Source organism: Pseudomonas typographi (assembly GCF_014694385.1).
Classification (GTDB): domain Bacteria; phylum Pseudomonadota; class Gammaproteobacteria; order Pseudomonadales; family Pseudomonadaceae; genus Aquipseudomonas; species Aquipseudomonas typographi.
The window spans coordinates 46,855-70,251 of record NZ_JAAOCA010000023.1 but is presented as its reverse complement, the minus strand read 5'-3'; the positions used below and the strand labels follow the sequence as shown (position 1 = coordinate 70,251).

The following is a 23,397-nucleotide window of genomic DNA, read 5'->3' as shown; positions in this document are numbered from 1 at the left end:
TCACGCATCGGTAAACGTCTGGCCGCGCGCCTGGCCCTTGGCCAAGGGGGGTGGGCTTTGCGGTTGGCTGAAGTCGGCTGTCCAGTGCCAATTGCGGATGTCGGGCATGTCTTCGAAGTGCTGGCGGATATACGTGTGGTGGGTGCGCAGTTGCTCTTCGAAATAACTCATGGCGTTAAGGCTGCTTGAGCGCAGCCGCGGCACATGGCTTAAGGCATCGATGGCGAGTTGGAAGCGGCTCATGTTGTTCAGCACCACCATGTCGAAGGGGGTGGTGGTGGTGCCGCGGTCGGAAAAACCCCGCACATGGAACCGCGCCTCGTTGGCCCGCCCATGGACCAGCGAATGAATGACCCAGGTAGACCCGTGGAAGGCGAACATCACCGGTGCCTCCCGCGTGAACAGCGCCTCGAACGACACATGGTCCATGCCATGCGGCCGAGACTCGGGGCTGGCGAGGATGCTCAGGTCGACCACATTGACCAATCGCACGCGAATACCCGGCACGTGCTTTTGCAACAACCATGACGCTGCCACCGCCTCAGTGGTGGGCACGTCCCCAGCGCAGGCCAACACAATATCCGGGTCGGCACCGGCGTCGTTGGTGGCAAAATCCCATATCGACGCGCCTTGCGAACAGTGCTTGAGCGCCTGTTCGAAATCCAGCCATTGGAAGTCCGGCTGTTTGCCGCAGGTCACCACATTGACGTAATTGCGGCTGCGCAGGCAATGGTCGAACACATTGACCAGGCAGTTGGAGTCTGGCGGATAATACACCCGCACCACGTCGGAACGGCGTTGCAGCACATTGTCGACGAAGCCCGTGGACTGGTGGCTGAAACCATTGTGGTCATTGCGCCAGGCATGGCTGGTCAGCAGGATGTTGAGCGAGGCCAATGGCCGCCGCCAGGCGAAGTCCCGGCATTGCTGCAACCACTTGGCGTGTTGGGTCACCATCGAATCGACCACTTGAGCGAACGCCTCGTAGGTCGACCACATGCCATGGCGGCCGGTCAACAAATAGCCTTCGAGCCAGCCTTCGCACAGGTGCTCGCTCAATACCTCCATCACCCGGCCATCAACCGAGAGGTGGTCGTCGACGCCCAGCAGCGGCCCGGCAGCCGTGCGGCCGGTGGCCTCGAACACCGCGTTCAGGCGATTGGAGTTGGTTTCATCCGGGCCGAACAGGCGGAAATTACGCGGGTTGGCCCGGATCACGTCGCGCAGGTACTCGCCCAACTTCCGTGGCGCTTCGGCGATCACCTGCCCCGGCCCCGGCACATGCAAACCGTAATCGGCAAAATTCGGAAGGTCCAACGCGGTGAGCAAGCGCCCGCCATTCACATGAGGCACCGCACCCAAGCGCAAGGGTGCGGGCGGCGTCAACGCTTGCAATTCCGCGATCAACGAGCCCTTGTCATCGAACAAGCTCTGTGGGTTGTAACTGCGCATCCAGGCTTCCAATTGCGCCAAATGCTCAGGGTTTTCCAACACGTTGGCCAATGGCACCTGGTGGGCGCGGAACGTGCCCTCCACGGGCAGGTCGTCGACCACTTTGGGGCCTGTCCAGCCTTTCGGGCTACGCAGGATGATCATCGGCCAGCGCGGCCGCTTGGTAACGCCTTGCTCTCGGGCCTGGCGTTGGATGTCCCGCACCTGGGCATAAGCTGCGTCGAGGGCGGCGGCAAAGCGCTGGTGCATGCCGGGCAGGTCGTCGCCCGCGACGATAATCGGCGCGTAGCCCCGGCCCTGGTATAGCTCGATCAAGTCAGCGTCGTCGGTGCGCGCCTCCACGGTGGGGCCGGAAATCTTGTAGCCGTTAAGGTGCAGAATCGGCAGTACCGCGCCGTCGTGGCGGGGGTTCAGAAAACGCACGCTCTTCCAACTGCCCTCCAGCGGGCACGTCTCGGCTTCGCCGTCACCCACCACACAGGCCACCAGCAGGTCCGGGTTGTCGAACACAGCGCCGAATGCGTGCACCAGCGAATAGCCCAGTTCGCCGCCCTCGTGCAGCGAGTTTGGCGTGTGCGGGCCGCAGTGGCTGGGTACGCCGCCGGGGGTGGAGAAGCTGCGGAAAAACCGCAGCATACCCGCTTCGTCGGCGGTGATGTCCGGGTGTACGTCGGTGTACGTCCCCTCAAGCCAGGCGCAGGCATTAAGCGTGGGGCCGCCATGCCCGGGCCCGGATATGTACACCATTTGCGCGAGCTGTTCGCTGATCAAACGGTTGAGGTGGACATAAATGAAATTCTGCCCGGCCGAGGTGCCCCAATGGCCCAATAGCCTGGGTTTGATGTGCTCCACAGCCAGGGGTTCGCGCAACAGCGGGTTGGCCTTCAGGTAAATCTGGCCCACGCACAGGTAATTGGCCGCCTGCCAATAACGGTGCATGCGGTCGAGCAATTGCGGGGCCAAGGGGCCACCTGGGGCCACGGCCGGAAGGGCCAGGGTGCTTGAATCGTCGGCGCTGGAAAATTGCGGGTTGAAGGTGAACATAGCGACTCCGTGAAAGCTGACATGAACATCCTGCTAGGCGCAGGCCCAGGGCTGCGGGTTATTGCGGCGGCTGCCCGCGGGCGTTGCCGCGTAGCAACTTCAATGTGTGCCGGGCGATCACCCGGTCTTCGTCGGTGGGGATCATCCAGGCGCTCACCGGGCTGCCCGGGCGTGATAAACGGGGGCCGGCCGCCTCGTTGGCCTGCTCGTCCAACTGCACACCCAGCCAGGCGCAGCCACGCAGGATGCCCGCGCGCACCGCCGCCGCATGCTCACCGATGCCGCCGGTAAGCACCACGGCATCCAGCCCGCCGAGCACCGCGCTGAATGCGCCGATTTCTCGCACCACGTTATGCACATACAAGGCCACCGCCTCGCGTGCCGCGCTGCTATCACTGGCCAACAGCTCGCGCATGTCGCCGGAAATACCGCCGGATACCCCGAGCAAACCACACTCGTGGTACAGCAAGTGCTCCAGTGCCTGAACCGACAGGCCACGTTCACGCAGCAAGTACAGCAGGATGCCTGGGTCCAGATGGCCGGGGCGGCTGCCCATCAGCAAGCCATCCAGCGTGGTGAAGCCCATGCTGGTGGCACGGCTGCGCCCCTTGTGCAACGCGCACAGGCTGGCGCCATTGCCCAAGTGGGCGACGATGGTGCGGCCGCGGGCAGCCTCGGCGTCGTAGCCGGGCAAGGCGCCGGCGATGTATTCGTAAGACAACCCGTGAAACCCATAGCGCCGCACGCCTTCGTCCGTGAGGTGGCGCGGCAAGCCATAGTGGCATTCCAGAGCATCGAGGGTATGGTGAAACGCGGTATCGAAACAGGCGACCTGGGGCAACTGCGGGTGGCGCCGGGCGAGAAACCGAACCGGCGCCAAGCACAGCGGTTGATGCAAGGGGGCTATGGGGGTCAGGGCTTGCAGTTCATCGAGCAAGGCGCCATCGACCCGTGCCGCCACCGCTTGCCGGCTACCACCATGCACGATGCGGTGCCCGGCTGCGGCCAGCGGCGCACCGGTGTGGCGTTCGATCCAGGCTACCAGCGGTTCCAGGCTGTCGCCCGGTGCGCCCTCCTCGGGCAGCGGCCACTGTTCATGCTGGGCATTGCCCGATGCATCGACAAACGCCAGCCGCCACTGCCCCGGCCGTTGCTCAAGGCTGCCCTGGCCCCGCAGCACCGGCTCCCCCTGTACGTCGGGGGTGGCGCGGTACAGCGAGAACTTGATGCTTGAAGAGCCAGCATTGAGCACCAGCAACGCATCGCCTGGCCCCTGCGCGGTGTCGTGTAATGCTTCGGCCGTCATGCACATCTCCTGCGGCTTGGTGGCTGAGCCTATTGGGTGAGGATAACCTTGATGGCCTTTTCCCGGGCGGCGTTGCCAAACACCTCGTATGCCGCGAGGATGTCCGCCAAGGCAAAGCGATGGGTGATCAACTGGCTTGCATCGATCTTGCCGGCTTGTACGGTCTTGAGCAGCATGGGCGTGGTATTGGTATTGACCAAGCCGGTGGAGAGGTTGATGTTCTGGATCCATAGTTTTTCCAGGTGCAGCTCGACGCTTTTGCCATGCACGCCCACATTGGCGATGTTGCCGCCCGGGGCAATCACCGCCTGGCAGGTGTCGAACGATGCCGGGATGCCAACGGCCTCGATCGCCACGTCGACGCCTACCCCATCGGTTAGCTCGAAGATACGCTGCACCGCGTTCTCGCTATTGATGTCGATCAGGTGAGTGGCACCAAAGCCTTGGGCGACCTCCAGGCGATTGCGGTCAGCGTCGACCACGATCAGCATGGCCGGGGAATAAAACTGCGCCGTGAGCAGTGCGGCCATGCCTACCGGGCCGGCGCCGACGATCGCCACACTGTCGCCGGGCTTGACCTTGCCCGCCAGCACGCCGATTTCGAAGCCGGTCGGGAGAATATCGCTCAACATCACCAGCGCTTGCTCATCGGCCCCCGCGGGGATCGGATACAGGCTGTTGTCGGCATGGGGGATACGTACGTATTCGGCTTGGGTGCCATCGATGGTATGGCCCAGAATCCACCCGCCATCGGCGCAATGCGAGTACATCTGGCGCCGGCAGTTGGTGCAACTGCCGCAGGAGGTTACGCACGAAATCAGCACATGGTCGCCCGGCTTGAAATTGCGAACCGCCGCGCCCACCGTTTCTACCACACCCACACCCTCATGGCCGAGCACCCGCCCTGGGGTGACTTCCGGTACATCACCCTCGAGAATGTGCAGGTCTGTGCCGCAGATGGTGGTGTGCAACAGCCGAACCACGGCGTCGGTGGGCTTGTCGATGGCCGGGGTGGGCTTGTCGGTCCAGGATTTCTCACCTGGGCCGAGGTAGACGAGCGCTTTCACGAGGGTGCTCCTTTATCCGATTGAACATCCGTATGGATCGAAGGTGCCGGGCCAGATACCCGCGCCGAGGTCGCTATGTAGCCACCCGAAAAATCACCGCGCTCATCCGCCAACCTGTTCACTGTAGGCCAATTGCGCCCTTTCGTCGGGGAAACCTCGCAAAACCCGCTCGCGGGCTCACCTATGCATGCCCGGCGACACACCCACGGGTAGGTGCTTTTGAATGAGTCAAACGTCTAGGGGCGCCTTTTGTTAACCGCCCTACCCGGCCCGGCAAGCAGGGCCACGCCGGCCTTTGGCGCGACGGTGGATTGCGGGTTTGCAACGGGCGTAAACTGCCGCCACTGTGCAAGTGATTGCGAAGGCGACGGAGGGTTCAAGGATATGACTCGTGTGTTTGACGCGAAGCTGCTGGCCGCCTGCTCGGAAGCCGCGCTGGCCCAAGCCCCGGCCTGCCACTGCTTAGCCCGTGACCTGAGCGGTTGGAGCAGTTGGCCGGTGGCCTACCGAGAAGAGCACTTCGTCGACGTGGGCACGCTGGCCAGGTTCGCGCCTGAAGACGCAACCATCGAGGAATACCACCCCAACGGGACGTCTTATTGGGCCCCAGAGGCCCCTATCGCGCCGCACTACTACCCCTATAACCAATGTGGCGTGTGGGCGTGCGTGGCCTGCGCACGCCTGTACTTGCGGCACAACGATGACGGTGCCTACCACGCCGATCGACGCATCCGGCGGGTTTCACCCGGCCTGGTGGTCGACGCGCCGCACGCCACCGATGGTCGCGAGCCACCCCCTGAGCAGCCTGACACGCCTGTCGACAGCGGCTGCGAACGGATCATCTAGCGCCCAAAACGGGGCACTGGGTGAGCATAGGCATCAAACCACTCTCGTTAGACGATAACCCGCCAGCATAGGTTGGCAAGGGTTTTCAGCGACGCTCTGACAATCTGCCAGCGGCCGAGCTACCGCCATGCCCATAGCGCTTCGAGACAATGACCGAGGCGATATTTGGTAGCGATATGGCAACCGCGATACCGATGGCGGCCGCCATTAACCCCATAGGCCCATAAGGAGCGGTTCGGCGACTCCGGGTAACCCATCTTCGCTTTGTCACACCTACGGACAGCCCGAAAGCGGCTATGAGTATGGCAAGTTGCGGGCTTTAGAACGAGCGTCGGACGTAAAAGCTCGCCAAGCGGCCCTGTGCAAGGCCTTTTCCGCACACCGCGATGCACGCTGCAGGCCTTTCGACCTACCGCCGTCGCCACACGGCATCGTCGATAGCTGGCGCAGGATTTGCAAAAGCCAATTATCAATATCGATATTGATAGTCAACATTTGATCTGCGTTCGTATCGAGGTATCGATGTCTGTTCTGCCAAGCTCGAAAACCGGGGCCAAGCGCATCACGCGCAAAGTCGACCATATATTTCATCTCTTGCGCGAAGAGATCGTGCTGGGGAAACGGCTGGCGGGCGATGTGCTGCTCGAAACCGCATTGGCGCTTGAGTTCTCTACGAGTCAGGGCACCGTCCGCGAGGCGTTGATGCGGCTCGCCGAAGAGGGGCTGGTATTTCGCGATGGTTATCGAGGTACTCAGATTGCTGGAATCGGCCTGAGTGAGGCAGAGGAACTGCTGGCGATTAGGCTGCGCTTGGAGCGACTCGGCTTTCGTTGTGCTCGAGCGCGCTACGATGACAAGTTGCTCACGACGCTGGGCGGATTGATCCATGAGATGCATGAAAACAGTGCGCAAGGTCATTTTTACGCCTCGATGGAGTGCGATCACGCCTTTCATCTCTCGCTGTTCCGCTGCGCCAGACTGCCGGTGCTGGAGCCGGTACTGGGTCGCTGCATGCTGCACATGCATCGGCTGTCATTCGCCTACTCCCGGGCCATTTATAGCGAAATGGAGCGGCGCAGCAAGCGGGCGGAGAACGCGTTCACCCATCAGCGATTGATCGATGCGCTGTCGATACCTGACGAAGCGGCCGCCGAGGAGGAGATCGAGGCGCACATTCTAGCCGTTTGGCAACGCGGACTCAGCGCGATGCGCGCGATAAGGGTGAACAACCAGGCCTGAACGCGAGCGTGCTTCACAACCACAGTCACCCGCCCTGAAAGGGGATAAGACCAGTGAGCCAGCTAATGGACACCACCGGTCCGCGCTCAAGCCACGCCCGGGGCGCAGCGTGCTTAGAGCCGGACGGCTCCGAGTGGGATTCAACGTGCGCCAGCACAAGGGTCGGCGAATTGTCGAAAACAATAGATTTGCCCGGGGCTTTTCACGGTCGGTATCCGCCATCGTTGGCGGGTGTTGCAACATGACGCGGTTATCGTCGCGTCCCCTTATCCGAGGCGTTTCTAAAACGCCATGCGCTTTTTGAACGTCAGTTTTCCATAAACAGCTGTCATGCCAAAAGGTAAATATCGATGAAAATAAGTTCCCGGCTTTTTCTCGGTTTCAGCAGTTTGATAATGCTGGCTGCCAGTGGTTTCACCGAGGCGGAAACGGTGCTGCGGGTGGGTATAAGTAGCGATCCGGACCAGCTCGACCCAGTGACGTCACGCTCCTACACCGGCCGGTTTATCTTCAATGCGCTATGCGACCGCCTGGTGGATATCGATGCCCATCTGAATATTGTTCCCGGACTGGCAACCGATTGGTCCTGGAGCGCGGATAATCAAGTACTGACGATGCATTTGCGCCAGGGCGTGGTTTTCCATGATGGCGAAAAATTCGATGCCGCCGCTGTCAAATACAATATCGAGCGCGAACTTACCTTACCGGGCTCCACACGAAAGAGCGAAATTTCATCCATCAGTACGGTAGAGGTGGCTGACCCCTACACCATTGTTTTTAACCTTAAAACCCCTGATGCGGCGTTGTTATCACAATTAACCGATCGCGCCGGCGCCATGCTGGCCCCCGAAGCCACGGCCAAAGGGAACGTCGCCGCCCATCCGGTATGTTCGGGGCCTTATCAGTTCGACAGCCGGGTACAGCAGGATCGCATCGTACTGACCCGCTTCAATCAGTACTGGAACCCTAAACCTTATCATTTTGACAAAGTAATCTTCCTGCCGGTGCCCGATGCGTCTGTTCGCTTGGCCAATTTGCGGGCCGGCGATCTGGATCTGGTCGACTGGATAGCGGCCAGCGACGTAAAGACGGTAACGTCGGATAACAACTTAATGCTGGCTAAGCCCACGCCGCTGGGCTATATGAGCGTGGTTTTCAATATTGGCCATGGACAAACCACAGCGACCAGCCCGTTGGCTACCGATACGCGAGTCAGGCAGGCGTTTTCATGGGGCCTCGACCGCGATGCCATCAACCAGGTGGTATTCGGGGGGCTATATACGCCGGCCAACCAGCCCTTTACCGATGCCAGCCCTTATCATGTCGAGCGGCCTATCCCTCCGAGGGATGCTGCCAAAGCGCGTGCTTTGCTGGCCGATGCCGGGATTACCTCGCCATTGCACGTCACGCTGATGGTGCCAAACGACCCGGTGGCTCAACAGGTCGCCCAGGTGATTCAATCCATGGAAGCCGAGGCCGGTTTTGATGTCAGCCTGCAAATGACGGAGCACGCCATGCTGCTTAGCCGGTTATCGTCCGGAGACTTCGAACTGGCGCTATCGTCATGGTCTGGCCGCCCGGATCCCGATGGTGACGTCTATTCGTTCGTAGCGACGCGCGGCGCGCTCAATGATGGCCGTTACAGCAACGAGCAGGTGGACAAATGGCTGTTGGCGGCCCGCCAAAGCAATGATACCAGCCAGCGCAAAGCGCTCTACACCAATGTGGTTCAGCAGTTGCAGGCCGATATGCCTATAGCCTATCTCTATTTCGAACCGCGGATGTTCGCCATCAATAAAAAGGTGAAAGGGTTCTCACCGTATCCCGACGCATTATTGCGTCTGGCTGATGTGACCTTTAGTCAATGATCTAACCGAATGACAAGCAATTGGCTAAACAGATAGTGGCGATCATTCGCAAACGACGGGTACCGGCAATACCAACACTATTGCTTCCCACCGTAACTGTTTTCGGCCTGCAGACATACCAGGCGATCCAATCCTGGCTAGATATTTCGTACAGAGTCCAGCGTGATGTTTCAGAAGTTTACATAAGCGTTGACGTATGACTGTTGTCGCCATAGCAGGGCTATGGCGAAGTGCGGCAACGCAACACCGCGGCAAAAGGCCTCATCAAAATTGTGCAGCCAACTGCTGAAACACCAGAGCAGCACCGTCGATGTCTATCGCCCTCCCAGGGTGGCTAGGGTCCACGCGTTACACGGCTTTACTTATTGGGTGAGGGACTACGCGACGCACTCGATCCCCGATCTGGATAAAACAGGATAATACGATGAAGGATATTGATTTCAATATTGCCTATCCCTCTTACCGGCCAGTTATGATGGGGCGCAATGCCGTAGCGACCTCGCAGCCGTTGGCCGCGCAGGCCGGGATGAGAATGTTGATGCAGGGCGGAAATGCGGTGGACGCGGCGCTCGCCACCGCCATGGCGCTCACAGTTGTGGAACCGACCGGCTGCGGCATGGGCAGCGATGCGTTCGCCATGGTATGGGACGGCAAACAACTGCATGCCCTTAATGCGTCGGGCCGCGCGCCGGCGGCGTGGAACGAAGCGTATTTCGCCGGCCGAAGCGAGATGCCGATGCGGGGCTACGATTCGATAACCGTACCCGGCGCGGTGTCCGCCTGGGTGGAACTGGCGCATCGCTTTGGCTCCCTGCCGCTGACCACATTGGCTCAGCCAGCAATTGATTATGCGCAGCAGGGCTTTCCTGTTTCGCCGCTGGTGAGTCTGCTATGGCACAAAAATCTGGCATTGCTCAAAGACCAACCGGGTTTCAGCACCTGCTTCGCCCCCGATGGCCGTGCTCCCCGCGCCGGCGAATGCTTTAAAAATCCTGATCAGGCGCGCTCGCTGTCGCTAATCGCCGAAAGTAATGGTGAGGCCTTCTATCGCGGCGAGCTGGCCGAAAAAACCATCGCTTTTATCAAGCAATGCGGCGGGGCCATGACCCTTGACGATCTGAATAATCATCGTACCGACTGGGTCCAGCCACTGTCTCGCACTTTCGCCGGCGGCACGGTGCATGAATTGCCACCCAACGGGCAGGGGATCGCCATGCTGATGGCGCTGGGTATTCTGGAACAGTTGGATATCGGCCGGTATGCGCCCGATTCCATTGAGGTGCTGCATTTATCCATTGAGGCCATGAAACTGGCGCTGGCGGATCTGGACAATCATATCGCCGATATCGACAGTATGCTGTTACCCGCCGACTCGCTGTTAACGGATGAGTATCTGCGGCAGCGGGCGGCGTTGATCGACCCCCACAAGGCCGGCGATTTCAGTTACGGTGCGCCCCGTGAAGGCGGAACGGTGTATGTCACCAGTGCCGACAGTAACGGCATGATGGTGTCCTATATCCAGTCGAACTATAAAGGCTTCGGGTCGGGGCTTGTGGTTCCGAGTACTGGGATCAGCTTGCAAAACCGGGGTGCGGGCTTTGTGCTTAAAACCGGACACCCCAACTGCGTGGCACCGAACAAGCGCCCATTGCATACCATCATCCCGGCGTTTGCCCTTGACGGCAGCGGCCAGCCGCTGATGTCTTTTGGTCTAACGGGCGGGCCAATGCAGGCGCAAGGCCACCTCCAGATAGCCCTCAGGGTGATGCAGTATAAGCAAAACCCCCAGGCTGCCATTGATGCGCCACGCTGGCGGATTATTGGCGGGCGGCGGGTCATGGTCGAACATACGCTGGACCGTAACTTGCTGACTGCGCTTCGCGCGCTAGGGCATCAGGTTGAGATTGAGGACGTCCAACTTAACCATCTGTTTGGCGGGTGCCAGATTATACAGCGCCATCCACAGGGGCATTACGTGGCCGCCAGCGAATCGCGCAAGGACGGGCAGGCGCTGGTGTTTTAAACCGCCATGGAACACCGCGCAATCTGGACTGGTTGAGCCGGCCCCACGCCGAAGATCTGGAGGCCGACACTTGCATGATTTGATTGCCGGCCTGCTCACCCGCCATGGCGCCCACCCCACGGTACGTGCAGCGCGCGTACCAGAGCAATGCGTTGCTGAGGCTGATGCGCGCCGGCCTGGGGGTTGGCATCGTACCCTCGTCTTTGCGCAGCCCTCAGCCACCGGGCATCCTGTTCAAGCCAATCGACGCGGCGCCTGTGGAAACCGCCAGGTACATTGCCTGGCGCCGGCATAACCAAAACCCGGCGCTCAGGGAGCTGCTCGGCCGGGTTATCCACATCAATGCACTTGAACGGGCCCCGGCTAGCCATTCAGGGTGGATATGGGCAGGCCACTCAGGCTCGCCCAGAGGTATCTGCACTGGAGGCCCTCCCCAGGGTGCTCAATGCTAGGGCGTTATCACCGACTTGAGCCTCGAGATCACCACGCAGGTTCCTTAGCCGGTGGGTGCGCTGGCGAAGATTCCCACCATCGGTTTCGGTCTGCAGTTGCTGAGCTGCCCGGATGCCAAGGGCCGCTTTGGGTGCCGCATGGTTGTCAGCGTTCACCCACGCCTTGCCTTCGTCCGACAGCTTGCTCGACAACGATGCGATGAACGCCCACATTCCGAAGGCCGCTCCCGTTCCGACGAAATTGACAGCCCCACCTACGGCCGCCTTCTGCCATGCGCCGGACACTAAAGCCGTAGCAGCCTGCTGCGCTGCTGCACGGGCTGCGAAGGTCAAGCCAAGCCCCACATACCCGCCGCCCAGGCTATTGGCGCTGGTCAAGGCCTTACCCAATGCATCAAGGCTATTGCCCAAAGCGCCGAGCAACATGTTGCCCATGCGTTCACCGCCATGCCCCATGGCGGACAATAGGCTGCCGTTTTTCGCTGCCATGTAAACGTTTAGCCAATCCTCTTCCTCATCGAAGTTGGCCTTGGGCTCGGCGTCCCTCAACCCGAACAGTAGCGCTTCGCCCCGCTCATGGCGGCCATTCTGGGCCTTGTGCTTGAGGTGCGCCGTGCCAAGGCCGGACAGGTAGTTACCGAGCGGCACCGCAAACTTGTTGAAGGTCTCGACGTGCGCCGCCTTGTTGGTGGCGGTCAATACGGCAGCCGTTAAGTTGGTAGCAAACGCGCGTGCGAGATACGTCTGAATCTGGAGGGCGTCCTCCATCGCTTCCTGCAACTTGCCGGGCTGTTTTTGGGTCAGTGAATCGGTCAGGGCACCATGCAATTTCTCGGCAGGTGGCTTGAGGAAGAACGAATCCTGCTTCGCCTCCTTGAATAATCGTTGAAAGAACTCATCCGGGTAGTGAGCCTCCATACCGCCGACACCACCCTCCGCCGCGGCTTTAGCCACGGCGTTTTCTATTTCGCCGAACAGGTATTGGGTGGCCCCGCTAATAACCCCTGGCTTGGCGAATTGCAGAGCCACCATGCCGGAAAACGGCACGCCGCCCACCAGCGCGGTACCGGTCGTGGCGTAGCGATCCAGCCGGTGGGCGTTGTCCATCGTCTTGCGAATGGCCGCTTCATCCTCGCCCAGGCTCAGTAGCTTGTCGGCCCGGCTGCGGGCGAGCGCCTTGATTTGCCCGTTGTGTGCAGCCCCAGGCCTGTCGCTTTTCTGGTAAGGCTCAAAGAGGCCCTCCATGTAACTACGGACATTGGCGCGCTCTTGCGGGTCCGTAATCCCCGTGAGTTGTGTCGTTTCCCGAGATCGCCGAGCGCCGTGCGTACGGCTAGCTTCATCTGTAGCCAGGGACGGTGCCAAGTGAGGAGAGTGAGCTCTGATTGAATCAACCATGTGTGATGCCTCCTTATCGAGCTAGGGTCAGGGTTTGGCAGGGAAACAGCACTACTAACAGCCTGGCTCGGATCGGCCGGCCTCATTGTCGGAGAGCGCCATTCCAGCAAACGACCTGCGCGGCCGGGGGCGCACCTTGTAGCGAAATGAACGGATCATTGGCAACGGGGGTGATGCACATGAAAGCCGCCGCCCATCATCGGGCGGACAGTGAGTATGTGGTCTGATGACTGATGTGGTTCCATAGGAGGGCCTGGAATGGGCGCTCGCCGTGCCACGAAGGCTGAGTGTTCCGAAGGAACCCCCTGAGTCGTGAGATGAGCCCTACTGCCCCTTGTTGCCCTGAGACGGTTTACCGCGGTGCGTACGCTGCACCGTAAGCCAACCCTGGGAAGCCCTTCAAGGAGTCTGAGCCGCAGTGGAAATGAGCCAACCGGCGTTTGGCTAATAGCGCCACGGCGGTTCACCCCAGCCCTCATGCCGCCCCACGGGTTGCTGCTTTTAGGGTGCTGGCGGCAGCGCTTGAAGTATCCTCTGAGCGTCGGCCTCACTCAGCGCGTAATCAAAGAACCGCTGATAGAAGCCCATGGTTTGCTGGACCATATCGACATCCCGGAACAGAGCCGGATGCAGTTGTTGAGCGGCCCATTCAATCTGCAGTGCTACTTCGGTACCGTAGCGATCCCAGGGGAATACGCCGGCCGGGTTGCGCAACACCCAGCCACGTTGTACAGCCGTCAACTGGCTCAGCAGCTGCGCTTGTGCTGCCTGCTTCAAGTCACCCGCGCCCGCCGCCAGGATCAGCACATCGGGTTGCCAAACCAGCAGTTGTTCTGCCGACACCACCTGCAGGTTGCCTTTGAGCCCGGTCGCCGCATTGCGACCCCCGGCAATCTTGATCCAGTCATCGATCAAGGTGCCGCTGCCGTCGACTTTCAAGGGGTTCACAGACGCGATATGCAGCACCCTTGGCCGTTGCTCGGCAGGGACAGTTGCGACCCTGCCGGCGACGAAGGCCAGTTGCTGATCGAGGTATTGGTTGTATGCATGGGCACGCACCATAGGTGGCGTGCCACCCAGGGCTTGGGCGGTGGCGAGCATCGATCGCTGCAGGCCAGGAAGGTCGGTGTAGCCCATGCGCATTACTGCCAGCCCGACCTGTTGGTAGGCCAGCGCCTGGCGATCTGCGGTGGAGGTGAACACCAGATCGACACCGGCTGCAAGCAGCGCCTCTGCATTGAAGGTGGTGCCTTCGACACCGGTGGCGTTATTCAGGCTCGGCAGCACCTTGAACATCCACGGCAGGCTGCGCGGGTGGTTGACCGTGGCGACGATACGCGGCCCGGCACCAAGGGTCATGAGCAGCACATGGTGGGCGAACCAGGCGTCTGCCAGGCGCATGGGTTCAGCGGGTACGCTGACCGCCCTGCCGCTGTCATCGATGACTTGCCGTGTGCCGGTCGAGCCGCCGGCCACAACCGGCGGGCCTGTGTCGGCGGCACCTGCATCCGCTGCCGCGAGGCTCATGAACAACAGGCAGCCGGCCAGCGCCTTGCCGAACCACTGAACACGCCCCACGCGCATTAGATATCTACCTGAATAGACGCCTGCAGCATGCGCGGCGCCCCCGGCGAGGCGCTGGCCTGGCCCGCGCCGGTGTAGCCGTTCAACCCGCCGGGGACGATGTTCGTCCAGTAATGCTGATTGCCAACGTTGGTCATTTCGAGCCGATACACCGTATCGCGTTTCATCAGCCGTGTGCTGTAGCTGGCACCCACGTCGAACGTTTCGTAGCTGCCAACCCAGTGGTCATTGCTGTCGTCCGTGGGGCGCGGGCCGACATAACGGGCATTGAGATTGACCGCCAAGCCTGGCACTTGGTCGATGCTGTATTCCGTCAGCAGGCTGGCCGTCACCCGCGACAAGCCAACGATACGCGTGTTTTCCGTGCTCGCGTTGCCGGTGGAGAGCAGCTTGGGGTCGAGCCAGGTGATACCGCCATACATTTTTAGATTTTGGGTCAAGTTTCCGTCGGCCAAAAACTCCAGCCCCCGGTTGCGTTGCTGCCCCGCCACCGCATACACATTGTCGGCCTGGGTGTAAGCAAAGGGCCGCTTGATCTGGAACGCCGCCAGAGACAGGTTCACGCCGCTGACCACCCATTTGCCGCCCAGCTCCCACATGCGGCTGCGATACGGTGCAAGGATGCTACCGGCGTTGCTGCTGCCGGCCGCTGCGCTGTCGCCTTGTTGCAGGCTGTCGGCATAGGTCAGGTACAACGTCAGGTCGTCGACGGGTTTATACAAAAGGCTGCTGGCGGTGCTGATGCCTGAGTCCTCCGATGAGGTATGGGCACCCGCCAATGTGTAGTTATCGGCGGTCAGGCGGCTTTGGCTACCGCTGAGCATCACGCTCCACTGTGGCGTGAACGCCAAAGTGTCGCCAACAATGATGGAGCGCTGCTTGGCATTGGCCGAGTGGTAGCGATCGGTAAAATCCGGGTAGTCGGGCTCGGTGAAGTTGGCAGGGTCACTCAACGTTGCGCTGCCCAGCGTTTGGGTACCGCCTGCCACCGGGTTGTAGTTGTCCCAATCGAAACCCGTCAGGCCAAAGGTGAGGTCATGGTGGATCGGCCCGGTGTATACGCCGCCGTTGAGGTTGATCAAGTAGCTGTTGATGGTGAAACGGCTCGCGGTGGCGCTGGATACCGAGGTGCGATAGGCACCGCTGTTGTTGGTCAGCGTGTTGGTAACGGCAGTCGATTCGCGATCGGCAATCTGGCGCAACACACCGGCGTCGAGTTTCCAGTTTCCGTCGAAGTCGTGTTTGAAGTGGGCGCTGGCCGTGTCGGTGGTGTTGTTGTCGCCTGCATAGTTCTGCCCCAGGTTGCTGCGGGTGGGGTCCGGTGCATGGGGCAGCGTGACGCCAGATGCCACGGCGAACTTGCCCGGCAGCCCCTTGGCCAGGTAGTTGTAGTGGCTGAGGTTGGTTTCGATGACGCTGTCGTCGCTGAGTTGAAAGTCCGTCGCCAGGCTGACCAGTTGCCGGCGCAAGGTGCTGCCCGGGGCATAGCTGTGCCCTTGTTCGTCCGCCAGGTTCAGGCGGTACTTGATCTTGCCTTCAGGGTCGAACGGGCCGCTCAGGTCCACCGCTTTCAGCCAGCTCAACCCCGTGCCGACACCCACGGTGACCCGGTTGCGGGTGAAGTCGGTCGGGCGCTTGGACAGCAGGTTGAACGTGCCGGCCGGGTTCGCCGGGCCATACAAAGAGCCCGATAAGCCGCTGAGGACTTCAACACCGCCCAACTGCTCTGCAGGGTAATCGGTGGTCGAAACGACATTCAACCCGTCGAGCCGGCTGTTCTGTACCACGCTACCCTGCAGCCCTCGGGTTTGCGGCCTTGCACCGTCTGCCTGCACCGAAGGCAGGTAGCGGATGATGTCCTTGAAGCTCTTGAGCTGCTGGCTGTCGATCAAATCGCGCGACATGACGCTTATGGAATAAGGCGTGTCTTGAAGGCGCCGCTGCCCCATCGGCCCGAGGGTTGCCGACTTTTCCCGGGCTTGCTGCTCGATTGAAGTTTCGGCATTGACATCGATCGGCGCCAAGTTGATTTCTTCGGCATGGGCTAGATGAACGGTGCTGCCGAGCAGCAGCGGTGCAAAGGCAAGGCGTGATGAGCGAGAACGTTTCATAGGGAAGGGGCTTATCAAGGGACAAAAAAACGGTGGCCGGCGGCATCGATCTGCCTCAGGGTGACGCGATAAAGGCGCTGCATCAGGGCGCTGTCGATGGTCTCGCGCGGTGGGCCATCAGCGATCAACTGCCCCTGGTGCAACACCAGTACGCGATTGGCCGACGCCAAGGCTTGTTCCGGGCGGTGGCTGCTCGACAAAACGCTCAGGCCCTGTTCGGCGAGCCGCTGCAGCAAACCGAGCAAACGCAGCTGGTGGCCATAATCCAGGCCGGTGATCGGCTCATCCAGAATGATCACGCGGGCACGCTGCACCATTGCCCGGGCGATCAGCACCAACTGCCGTTCACCACCGGACAACTCGGTATAAGGCCGGGCACGCAAGTGATCGATGCCCAGCTCAGTGAGCGCTTGGCGGGCACATTGCTCATCCGCCTCGGCCGGGGCACGGCCGAGCCCAGTAGCGGGCAAGCGCCCTTGCGCAACGATATGCGCAACGCTGAAGGGGAAGCTCGGTACATGGCTTTGCGGTACGTAAGCCAACTGCCGGGCGACGGCGCGGCGGCTGAGGCCGTACAGCGGCTGGCCGGCGAGCAGCACCCGCCCTGTTGTCGGTTTGAGCAGGCCCAGAAGAATTCGCAACAGGGTACTTTTACCCGCGCCATTGGCGCCCAGCAGGGCGATGTTGTCACCGCTGTAAATGCCAAAAGATAGGTTGTCGAGAATGAGCCGGTCACCCAAGCGATAGCTCAGTTGGTCTGCCTGCAACAGCGTCATAGCCAACCCTTGCGGACTCGGTGCAGCACCAGCACGAACGCAACGGCACCGAACAGTTCGGTAATGATGCCCAAGGGGATTTCGCCGGCCGACACACTGCGCGCAACCCCGTCGGCGGCGAGCAGAAAGGCCCCGCCCAGGCAGCCGCTCACGGGCAGCAGCCGAGCGTTGCCAGGGCCCACGAGAAGCCGCGCCACGTGCGGTACCAGTAGGCCAACCCAGCCGACCATCCCGGCCAGGCTCACCGTCAGTGCGCAAACCAACGTGGCCAGGATGATCACCCCAACGCGGATTTTGCGCACCGGCACACCCAGGCTGTGAGCTTCGTCATCGCTGAGGGAGAGCGCGTCGATAGCCCGGCCACCTAAGCACAAAAGAACAATGGCGAATGCCAGCACCGGCCCGGTGAGCAACAGCGCGTGTTGATCGACTGCGCTAAGGCTGCCCAGTAGCCAATAAACGATGCTGGGCAGTTGATCCAGCGGGTCGGCCATATACTGGGCGATCGACAACAAGGAAGTGAACAACGCATTGGCGACGATGCCCCCCAGCACCAACAGCAAAATCGACGGCGCCTGGAACAGGTGAGCGATGCCCATGCCGACCGCCACCGCGAGCAAACCGGTGGCGCAGGCCAGTAACGCCGTAGGTAACGGATGCAAATGCCAGATAACGCCCAGCGCGGCACCGAACGCACAACCACTGAGCACCCCGAGCAAGCCCGGCGATACCAATGGATTACGGAACACCGCCTGGTACGCCGCGCCAGATACTGAAAGCCCCGCACCCACCAACACCCCGGCGATAACCCGCGGCAGGCGGGCATCGATGATAAGGCTGTGGATCAGTTGATAACGCCCGGCGGGCATGTCGCCGACGCCGCTGGATGCCTGGATGAACTGGCACAGCTCATTGATTGAGATCGCGTAGCGCCCAAACAATAAGGCCGATAACGCCGCACCGACCAGCAGCAAAACACTGAGCAAAGGGAGGTACGGGCGCGTTCGCACAGACATCGGACACTCGAACTTCGGTATGTAAGAAACTATACAGCGATCCAGCCCGGCCCTCTACGTGGCTAAGTGTCACAGCGAAAATCTTCATCTTTGTGGGCGCCGATGTTAACGGCGCGTTCTTCGGCTGCCCTTACAGCGCAGCGGGGCCGATACATAGCAAAGCGCTGGTACAACTGCGCGACCTGGGCCTGTACGCCAGCATCGCCCACGTGGTCGAGCACATCGTACAACGCGAGCCGGTGAGCAACTGGCGCAGGCAGCAGCTGAAAGCTGCCCCTGCAGCGGTTACCCTTAACCCCTCTTCACCACCCACAGCAGGGCTACCCCAAATGCAATACGTCAAACTAGGCAGCACCGGCCTGGACATCTCGCGGTTGTGCCTGGGTTGCATGACCTTCGGCGAGCCGAATGCCGGCACCCACCCCTGGACCCTCGACGAATCGGCCAGCCGGCCGATCATCAAGCATGCCGTCGAGCAAGGCATCAACTTCTTCGACACCGCCAACAGCTACTCGGCCGGCACTTCGGAGATCATCGTCGGCAAGCTGCTCAAGGAGTACACCCGCCGCGACGAAACGGTGATCGCCACCAAGGTGTTCTACCCGGCCAACATGTGGGAAGGTTCCACCAAGCCCAACGAGCAAGGGCTGTCGCGCAAGGCCATCCTGGCGGGTATCGACGCCAGCTTGCAGCGCTTGGGCACCGACTACGTCGACCTGTACCAGATCCACCGCTGGGACTACCACACCCCCATCGAGGAAACCATGGAGGCCCTGCACGACGTGGTCAGGGCCGGCAAGGCGCGCTACATCGGCGCCTCTTCGATGTTCGCCTGGCAGTTCGCCAAGGCGCAGCAGGTGGCACTGGCCAACGGCTGGAGCCGGTTCGTCTCCATGCAGAATTACCTGAACCTGCTGTACCGCGAAGAAGAGCGCGAAATGATCCCGCTGTGCCTCGACCAAGGCGTCGGGCTGATCCCTTGGAGCCCCATGGCCCGCGGCCGGTTGACCCGGCCCAAGGGCGAACAGACCGAGCGCACCCGCACCGACCTCTCCGGCCAATCGTTCTACCAAGGCACCGAGGTGCAAGACGGCGAGGTAATCGACGTGGTCGAAGCCGTCGCCGCCGAACGTGGCCTGCCAATGGCACAAATTGCCCTGGCCTGGGTGCTGGGCCAGCGAGGGGTGTCGGCGCCCATCGTCGGGGCCTCGAAAGTAGCGCAACTGGACGACGCCATCGCCGCATTAGGCGTAGAGCTGAGCACGGCGCAAACCGAACGGCTGCAAGCGCACTACGTACCTCACGCGGTGACCGGGTTCTCCTGACTGATTTCGGGCTCCTATAAACGGCCCGTTTGCGGCCGAGGCGGTGGCCCTGCCGCTGTCGGCGTAGCGCCACGCCACGGGGCCCATCGCCCTAGCGGCAACGGTATTTCATTTGGGCTAAAAATAAACTTAGCGTTTGGCGCTAAGATTATCGAGCAACCGGGGGGCGGGCTACCGTACAAGTAGGCGTATTGCCGCATAGCCGTGTGCCGCTACCGCCCCGTCTTCCGGTCTCACGACCCACCGCCGTCAAGGAAAAAAATAATGAAACGTCAAGCCTTGCCCTTGCTGCTCGCCAGCAGCCTTAGCCTGTGGGCTACCTACGCCAGTGCTGCCAGCCACGAACTGTGGGTCGGCACTTATACCGCCGGCACCAGCCAGGGCATTTACCGGTACGCGTTCGACCCCGCCACCGGCCAGATCGCCAGCGCCCCACTGCAGGTGGCCGTGAGCGAAAACCCTTCCTGGTTGACCTTCAACCACGACCGCAGCCGTCTCTACGCAGTGAACGAAAACGGCCCAGGCGCCAAGGATGTGGTCGGTAAGGCCAGCGCCTTCAGCATCGACCCTAAAACCCATGCCCTGGCGCTGCTCAACCAGGTTGACACCCGTGGTGAAGAGCCGACCTTCTCCAGCCTGGCCAAGGGCGAGGCCCATTTGTTTGTCGCCAACTACGCCGTGCACCCGCAACCGGGCGGCAGCCTGGCGGTACTGGCGGTCGACAAGGCGGGCAAGCTGAGCGAAGTGCAGCAGCAGGAAACTCATGAAGCTTCGAAGGTCAACCCCGAGCGCCAGGCCAGCAGCCATGTGCACTCGGTGGTGTCCAGCCCCGATGGCCGCTATGTGTACGTGCAAGACCTGGGCGCCGACAAGGTGTTCGTTTACCACTACGATGCGGCCAACAGGGCCCACCCGCTCACCGCCGCCAACCCAGCGGCCGTGGCGCTGCCGCCCGGCAGCGGCCCGCGCCATTTGCTGTTTAGCCCAGATGGCAAACACGCCTACCTGACCCTGGAAATGGCCGGTGGGGTGGTGGTGTTCGATGTCAAGGCCGGCAACCTGGTGCAAACGCAAAGTGTCGAACTGGCCGCCGGCACTGACGCCGCGCACAAGGCCGGCGCAGCGCTGCATTTCTCGCCCGATGGCGGCTACCTGTACGTGACCAACCGCGGGCAAAGCAACGAGCTGCTGGTGTTCAGCGTGAACAAGGCCAACGGCGAACTCAAGGAAGTGCAGCGGCGCAGCGTCGAAGGCATCGAACCACGTGAGTTCACCTTCGACCCCAGCGGCAAGTACGTGCTGATCGCCAACCAGAAGAGCAACCAGATCGTGGTGGTACAGCGTGACCCGGCCAAGGGCACCCTAGGCGCGACGGTGCAGAAGTTCGACATCGATGCGCCGTCGGATGTGAAGTTCTACAACTGAGGCGGCGATTTTCCAGCGTCGGGTTTCATCGAACAGGTTAAAGGCCTCGTCAACGGCGCCTAGGGCAGTGGTGGGTTCGTCGGCGACCCACAGCAGCGGCCTCAGGGCGCTGGCAATCCGCGCTTGCCGGCGCCCAGCGGAAAGCTCAACGGCGCGGTTGCAGGAGCCGTGCCCACTTATAACTTACCGATCAAACACGCTTTGTGTGTAGGCCGGTGCTGAGGACGGGGCAACTGTGGGGTCATTGCCACTGGGGCAACAGCGCCAGGGCGCGCAGTTGTAGGGGCTGCGGCCGGGCGCACGGCAGCAACGGCCAGAGGCTCACGCGGCCACATCCTGCCGGCTCCACAGCCGGTAATAATACCCACGTTGGGCCAGCAGTTGGGCGTGGCTGCCGTCTTCGACCACCCGGCCGCGATCAAACACGATGATGCGGTCGAGGTGGGCCACGGTGGAAAGCCGGTGGGCAACCACGATCACGGTTTTGTCGTCCATGATTTCATCGAGCTTGTCCTGGATGTAGCGCTCGGTGATCGAGTCCAGGCTGGAGGTGGCTTCGTCCATCACGAGGATGGGCGCGTTCTTAAGCAGCACCCGGGCAATGGCTATGCGCTGGCGCTGGCCGCCGGATAGCTTGACCCCGCGCTCCCCCACCAATGAGTCGTAGCCTTGCTCCATGGCCTCGATGAAGCCGCGCGCGCCGGCCCGGTCGATGGCGGCCAGCAACGCCTCATCGTCGGCATCCAGCCGGCCGTAATGGATGTTTTCACGGATGCTGCGGTGGAACAGCCCAGGCTCCTGGGGGATCAGCCCGATCTGCCTGTGCAGCGAATGCTGGGTGACGCTGCGCACGTCCTGGCCGTCGACCAGCACTTGCCCCTCGTTCACGTCGTACAAGCGCAACAGCAGGCTCAGCAGCGTGGACTTACCCGAGCCCGATGCGCCCACCAGGCCCACCCGCTGCCCAGCGGGAATGTGCAGGTTCAGATGCTGGAAAATCGGCCGGCCGGCGTGGTAGCCGAAGGTCACATCGTTGAAGCTCACCTCGCCACGGGCGACCTTTAGCGGCCGCGCATCGGGCCGGTCGGTGACCTCGTGGGGGCGTACCACGGTGCGCACGCCGTTGGCGATGTTGCCGGTGGCTTCGAAAAACTCCAGCAACCGGCGCGACAGCCCCGCCACGTCGGTAATGATCATCAGCGACAAGCTGGTGGCCATGACGAAGGTGGCGATGTCGATGGCCCCAGCGCGCCACAGCCACAGGACCAAGCCCAGGATGCCAAGTTTGAGCACCACCCCGCAGGCGTTCTGGAACCAGCGGATCTGCTCCATGTAGCCCAGCGAACGGTGCGCCGCGGCCACCTCACGGTCCAGGTATTGCCCCAGGTACTGGTGCTCGAAGGGGTGGCGAGCGAACAGGCGGATGTTGGTGAGGTTGCTCACGGCATCGACCACCTTACCGGTGCTGGTGCTGCGCGCGGCGGCGTATTCGCGCGACAAGGGGTGGCTGCGCTGCGCCAAAAACCAACACAGCAGCAAAAAGCCCACGGCCCAGGCGCCCATGAACAGCGCCAGCCAGGCGTTGGCCGTGGCCAGGATCACTACCGCCAGGGCCAGGGTGGCCAACAGCGGGATCAAATCGAAAATCAGGATCGCCAGGGTTTGCGTGACCCCCATGGAGACTTCCGAGATACGGTGCGCCAGGGCCCCGGCGAACTCGCTGGTGATGTAGCGGTGCGAATGTTGCTGCAGGTAGGCGAACATCGCGTGGGTCACTGAGCGGCGCTGGCGTGGCAGCGTGCGCACGTGCAGCCAACTGGCGCCGCGTATGCACACCATCTCCAGCACCAGCAACCCGGCAAAGCCTGCCAGCGGCCAGGTCAGTACCGCGAAGGCCTGGTCGGCCGCCAACCCCTGGCTGACCTTGCGGGTGATCTGCCCCAGCGCCCAAGGCACCAGCACCGCGCACATCACCGCCACGGTTTGCAGCGCCAACATGCCCAGGTAAAACCGCCGGTAACGGGCGATGAAGTACCACACGAACGCGCCTGGGGTGGAGGGCAGCCGGCGCACATCCCAGCCCTGCTCGTTCGCGCTCATGGCGCCACCGCCGGGGCATCGAAGCGCAGCGGTGGCAGGCTTTGCTCAAGCGCCGCCAGATCTCGGTAACGTGCCCCGGGGCGGCTGGCGAGCAAGCGCGGTCGGCCTACCACCTCGGCCAAATACACCTCATCGAACGTGCCGTATTCGAGCAGCGGCGCCAGCTCGATCCAGTAGTCGAGGTCGTTGGCGCGGTGGCGGTTGTCCGGGGGCACCCTGCCGTGCATGATGTGGTTGACGCAGTTCATCTCAAACAGGTGGGCATGCAGTGGCTTGGGCACGATGCCTCCTTGGAATACGAAACGGGCTCATCGTTCAAGTAACCCTCCTCCGTTTGGTGTCGCCGGTCGCACCGAGCGCACGTA

Annotated in this window: 17 protein-coding genes; 7 read left to right on the top strand and 10 right to left on the bottom strand. The window is 61.7% G+C overall.

Annotation, left to right across the window (positions count from 1 at the left end):
- Genes HAQ05_RS18150 through HAQ05_RS18140 form a run of 3 tightly spaced genes read right to left on the bottom strand, consistent with a single transcriptional unit; the run spans position 1 to position 4,869 of the window.
- Positions 1 to 2,496: a phosphoketolase family protein gene (locus HAQ05_RS18150; RefSeq protein ID WP_190423063.1), complete on the bottom strand. Its 2,496-nt coding sequence runs from the start codon at positions 2,494 to 2,496 to the stop codon at positions 1 to 3.
- A gap of 58 nt (positions 2,497 to 2,554) precedes the next feature.
- Positions 2,555 to 3,802, bottom strand: a complete 1,248-nt coding sequence (locus HAQ05_RS18145) for an acetate/propionate family kinase (protein WP_190423061.1) — start codon at positions 3,800 to 3,802, stop codon at positions 2,555 to 2,557.
- A 29-nt stretch (positions 3,803 to 3,831) separates the two neighbouring features.
- Complete coding sequence (locus HAQ05_RS18140) at positions 3,832 to 4,869, bottom strand: alcohol dehydrogenase catalytic domain-containing protein (RefSeq protein ID WP_190423059.1); 1,038 nt, start codon at positions 4,867 to 4,869, stop codon at positions 3,832 to 3,834.
- Positions 4,870 to 5,253: 384 nt separating this feature from the next.
- On the opposite strand from HAQ05_RS18140, the gene HAQ05_RS18135 reads away from it, so the two are divergent.
- The 5 genes from HAQ05_RS18135 to HAQ05_RS29510 all read left to right on the top strand — a co-directional run bounded on the left by HAQ05_RS18135 (position 5,254) and on the right by HAQ05_RS29510 (position 11,297).
- Positions 5,254 to 5,715, top strand: coding sequence for a hypothetical protein (locus HAQ05_RS18135; protein ID WP_190423057.1), 462 nt, complete (start codon positions 5,254 to 5,256; stop codon positions 5,713 to 5,715).
- Between the two features lie 453 nt (positions 5,716 to 6,168).
- Positions 6,169 to 6,954, top strand: a complete 786-nt coding sequence (locus HAQ05_RS18130; RefSeq protein WP_190423055.1) for a GntR family transcriptional regulator — start codon at positions 6,169 to 6,171, stop codon at positions 6,952 to 6,954.
- 350 nt (positions 6,955 to 7,304) lie between these two features.
- Positions 7,305 to 8,822, top strand: a complete 1,518-nt coding sequence (locus HAQ05_RS18125) for an ABC transporter substrate-binding protein (RefSeq protein ID WP_190423053.1) — start codon at positions 7,305 to 7,307, stop codon at positions 8,820 to 8,822.
- A gap of 424 nt (positions 8,823 to 9,246) precedes the next feature.
- Complete coding sequence (locus HAQ05_RS18120) at positions 9,247 to 10,845, top strand: gamma-glutamyltransferase family protein (RefSeq protein WP_190423052.1); 1,599 nt, start codon at positions 9,247 to 9,249, stop codon at positions 10,843 to 10,845.
- 104 nt (positions 10,846 to 10,949) lie between these two features.
- Positions 10,950 to 11,297 carry a LysR substrate-binding domain-containing protein gene (locus HAQ05_RS29510; protein WP_190423050.1) on the top strand — a complete coding sequence of 116 codons (348 nt, stop codon included), beginning with the start codon at positions 10,950 to 10,952 and terminating at the stop codon, positions 11,295 to 11,297.
- On the opposite strand, the gene HAQ05_RS18110 is transcribed toward HAQ05_RS29510, so the two are convergent.
- From HAQ05_RS18110 to HAQ05_RS18090, 5 genes are all read right to left on the bottom strand, one after another.
- On the bottom strand, positions 11,241 to 12,542 hold the full coding sequence (locus HAQ05_RS18110) for a hypothetical protein (RefSeq protein ID WP_190423048.1): 1,302 nt from the start codon (positions 12,540 to 12,542) through the stop codon (positions 11,241 to 11,243). The two genes, HAQ05_RS29510 and HAQ05_RS18110, sit on opposite strands and share 57 nt — an antisense overlap.
- 654 nt (positions 12,543 to 13,196) lie before the next feature.
- Positions 13,197 to 14,279: an ABC transporter substrate-binding protein gene (locus HAQ05_RS18105; protein ID WP_238935088.1), complete on the bottom strand. Its 1,083-nt coding sequence runs from the start codon at positions 14,277 to 14,279 to the stop codon at positions 13,197 to 13,199.
- Positions 14,279 to 16,390: a TonB-dependent receptor gene (locus HAQ05_RS18100; RefSeq protein ID WP_190423046.1), complete on the bottom strand. Its 2,112-nt coding sequence runs from the start codon at positions 16,388 to 16,390 to the stop codon at positions 14,279 to 14,281. The genes HAQ05_RS18105 and HAQ05_RS18100 overlap by 1 nt, the downstream gene beginning before the upstream one ends.
- Positions 16,391 to 16,404: 14 nt before the next feature.
- The gene (locus HAQ05_RS18095; RefSeq protein WP_238935089.1) at positions 16,405 to 17,166 is read right to left on the bottom strand and encodes an ABC transporter ATP-binding protein; all 762 of its coding nucleotides are present in this window, start codon (positions 17,164 to 17,166) and stop codon (positions 16,405 to 16,407) included.
- Complete coding sequence (locus HAQ05_RS18090) at positions 17,163 to 18,182, bottom strand: FecCD family ABC transporter permease (protein WP_190423042.1); 1,020 nt, start codon at positions 18,180 to 18,182, stop codon at positions 17,163 to 17,165. Before HAQ05_RS18090 ends, HAQ05_RS18095 begins: the two co-directional genes overlap by 4 nt.
- Before the next feature lie 329 nt (positions 18,183 to 18,511).
- On the opposite strand from HAQ05_RS18090, the gene HAQ05_RS18085 reads away from it, so the two are divergent.
- Both HAQ05_RS18085 and HAQ05_RS18080 read left to right on the top strand, forming a co-directional pair.
- Entirely contained in the window at positions 18,512 to 19,507 is a 996-nt protein-coding gene (locus HAQ05_RS18085; protein WP_190423147.1) for an aldo/keto reductase, read from the top strand.
- A gap of 264 nt (positions 19,508 to 19,771) precedes the next feature.
- On the top strand, positions 19,772 to 20,932 hold the full coding sequence (locus HAQ05_RS18080) for a lactonase family protein (RefSeq protein WP_190423040.1): 1,161 nt from the start codon (positions 19,772 to 19,774) through the stop codon (positions 20,930 to 20,932).
- Positions 20,933 to 21,253: 321 nt separating this feature from the next.
- Here the strand turns inward: HAQ05_RS18080 and HAQ05_RS18075 are convergent, their stop codons facing one another.
- Positions 21,254 to 23,032: an ABC transporter ATP-binding protein gene (locus HAQ05_RS18075; protein ID WP_190423038.1), complete on the bottom strand. Its 1,779-nt coding sequence runs from the start codon at positions 23,030 to 23,032 to the stop codon at positions 21,254 to 21,256.
- Positions 23,029 to 23,313, bottom strand: a complete 285-nt coding sequence (locus tag HAQ05_RS28735) for a hypothetical protein (protein WP_238935090.1) — start codon at positions 23,311 to 23,313, stop codon at positions 23,029 to 23,031. Before HAQ05_RS28735 ends, HAQ05_RS18075 begins: the two co-directional genes overlap by 4 nt.
- Positions 23,314 to 23,397 lie beyond the last annotated feature (84 nt).

Coding starts and splice junctions, on each gene's coding strand:
- HAQ05_RS18150 (WP_190423063.1), bottom strand. CDS start 2,496: ATGTTCACCTTCAACCCGCAATTTTCCAGCGCCGACGATTCAAGCACC.
- HAQ05_RS18145 (WP_190423061.1), bottom strand. CDS start 3,802: ATGACGGCCGAAGCATTACACGACACCGCGCAGGGGCCAGGCGATGCG.
- HAQ05_RS18135 (WP_190423057.1), top strand. CDS start 5,254: ATGACTCGTGTGTTTGACGCGAAGCTGCTGGCCGCCTGCTCGGAAGCC.
- HAQ05_RS18125 (WP_190423053.1), top strand. CDS start 7,305: ATGAAAATAAGTTCCCGGCTTTTTCTCGGTTTCAGCAGTTTGATAATG.
- HAQ05_RS18120 (WP_190423052.1), top strand. CDS start 9,247: ATGAAGGATATTGATTTCAATATTGCCTATCCCTCTTACCGGCCAGTT.
- HAQ05_RS29510 (WP_190423050.1), top strand. CDS start 10,950: ATGGCGCCCACCCCACGGTACGTGCAGCGCGCGTACCAGAGCAATGCG.
- HAQ05_RS18110 (WP_190423048.1), bottom strand. CDS start 12,542: ATGGAGGGCCTCTTTGAGCCTTACCAGAAAAGCGACAGGCCTGGGGCT.
- HAQ05_RS18105 (WP_238935088.1), bottom strand. CDS start 14,279: ATGCGCGTGGGGCGTGTTCAGTGGTTCGGCAAGGCGCTGGCCGGCTGC.
- HAQ05_RS18100 (WP_190423046.1), bottom strand. CDS start 16,390: ATGAAACGTTCTCGCTCATCACGCCTTGCCTTTGCACCGCTGCTGCTC.
- HAQ05_RS18095 (WP_238935089.1), bottom strand. CDS start 17,166: ATGACGCTGTTGCAGGCAGACCAACTGAGCTATCGCTTGGGTGACCGG.
- HAQ05_RS18090 (WP_190423042.1), bottom strand. CDS start 18,182: ATGTCTGTGCGAACGCGCCCGTACCTCCCTTTGCTCAGTGTTTTGCTG.
- HAQ05_RS18085 (WP_190423147.1), top strand. CDS start 18,512: ATGCAATACGTCAAACTAGGCAGCACCGGCCTGGACATCTCGCGGTTG.
- HAQ05_RS18080 (WP_190423040.1), top strand. CDS start 19,772: ATGAAACGTCAAGCCTTGCCCTTGCTGCTCGCCAGCAGCCTTAGCCTG.
- HAQ05_RS18075 (WP_190423038.1), bottom strand. CDS start 23,032: ATGAGCGCGAACGAGCAGGGCTGGGATGTGCGCCGGCTGCCCTCCACC.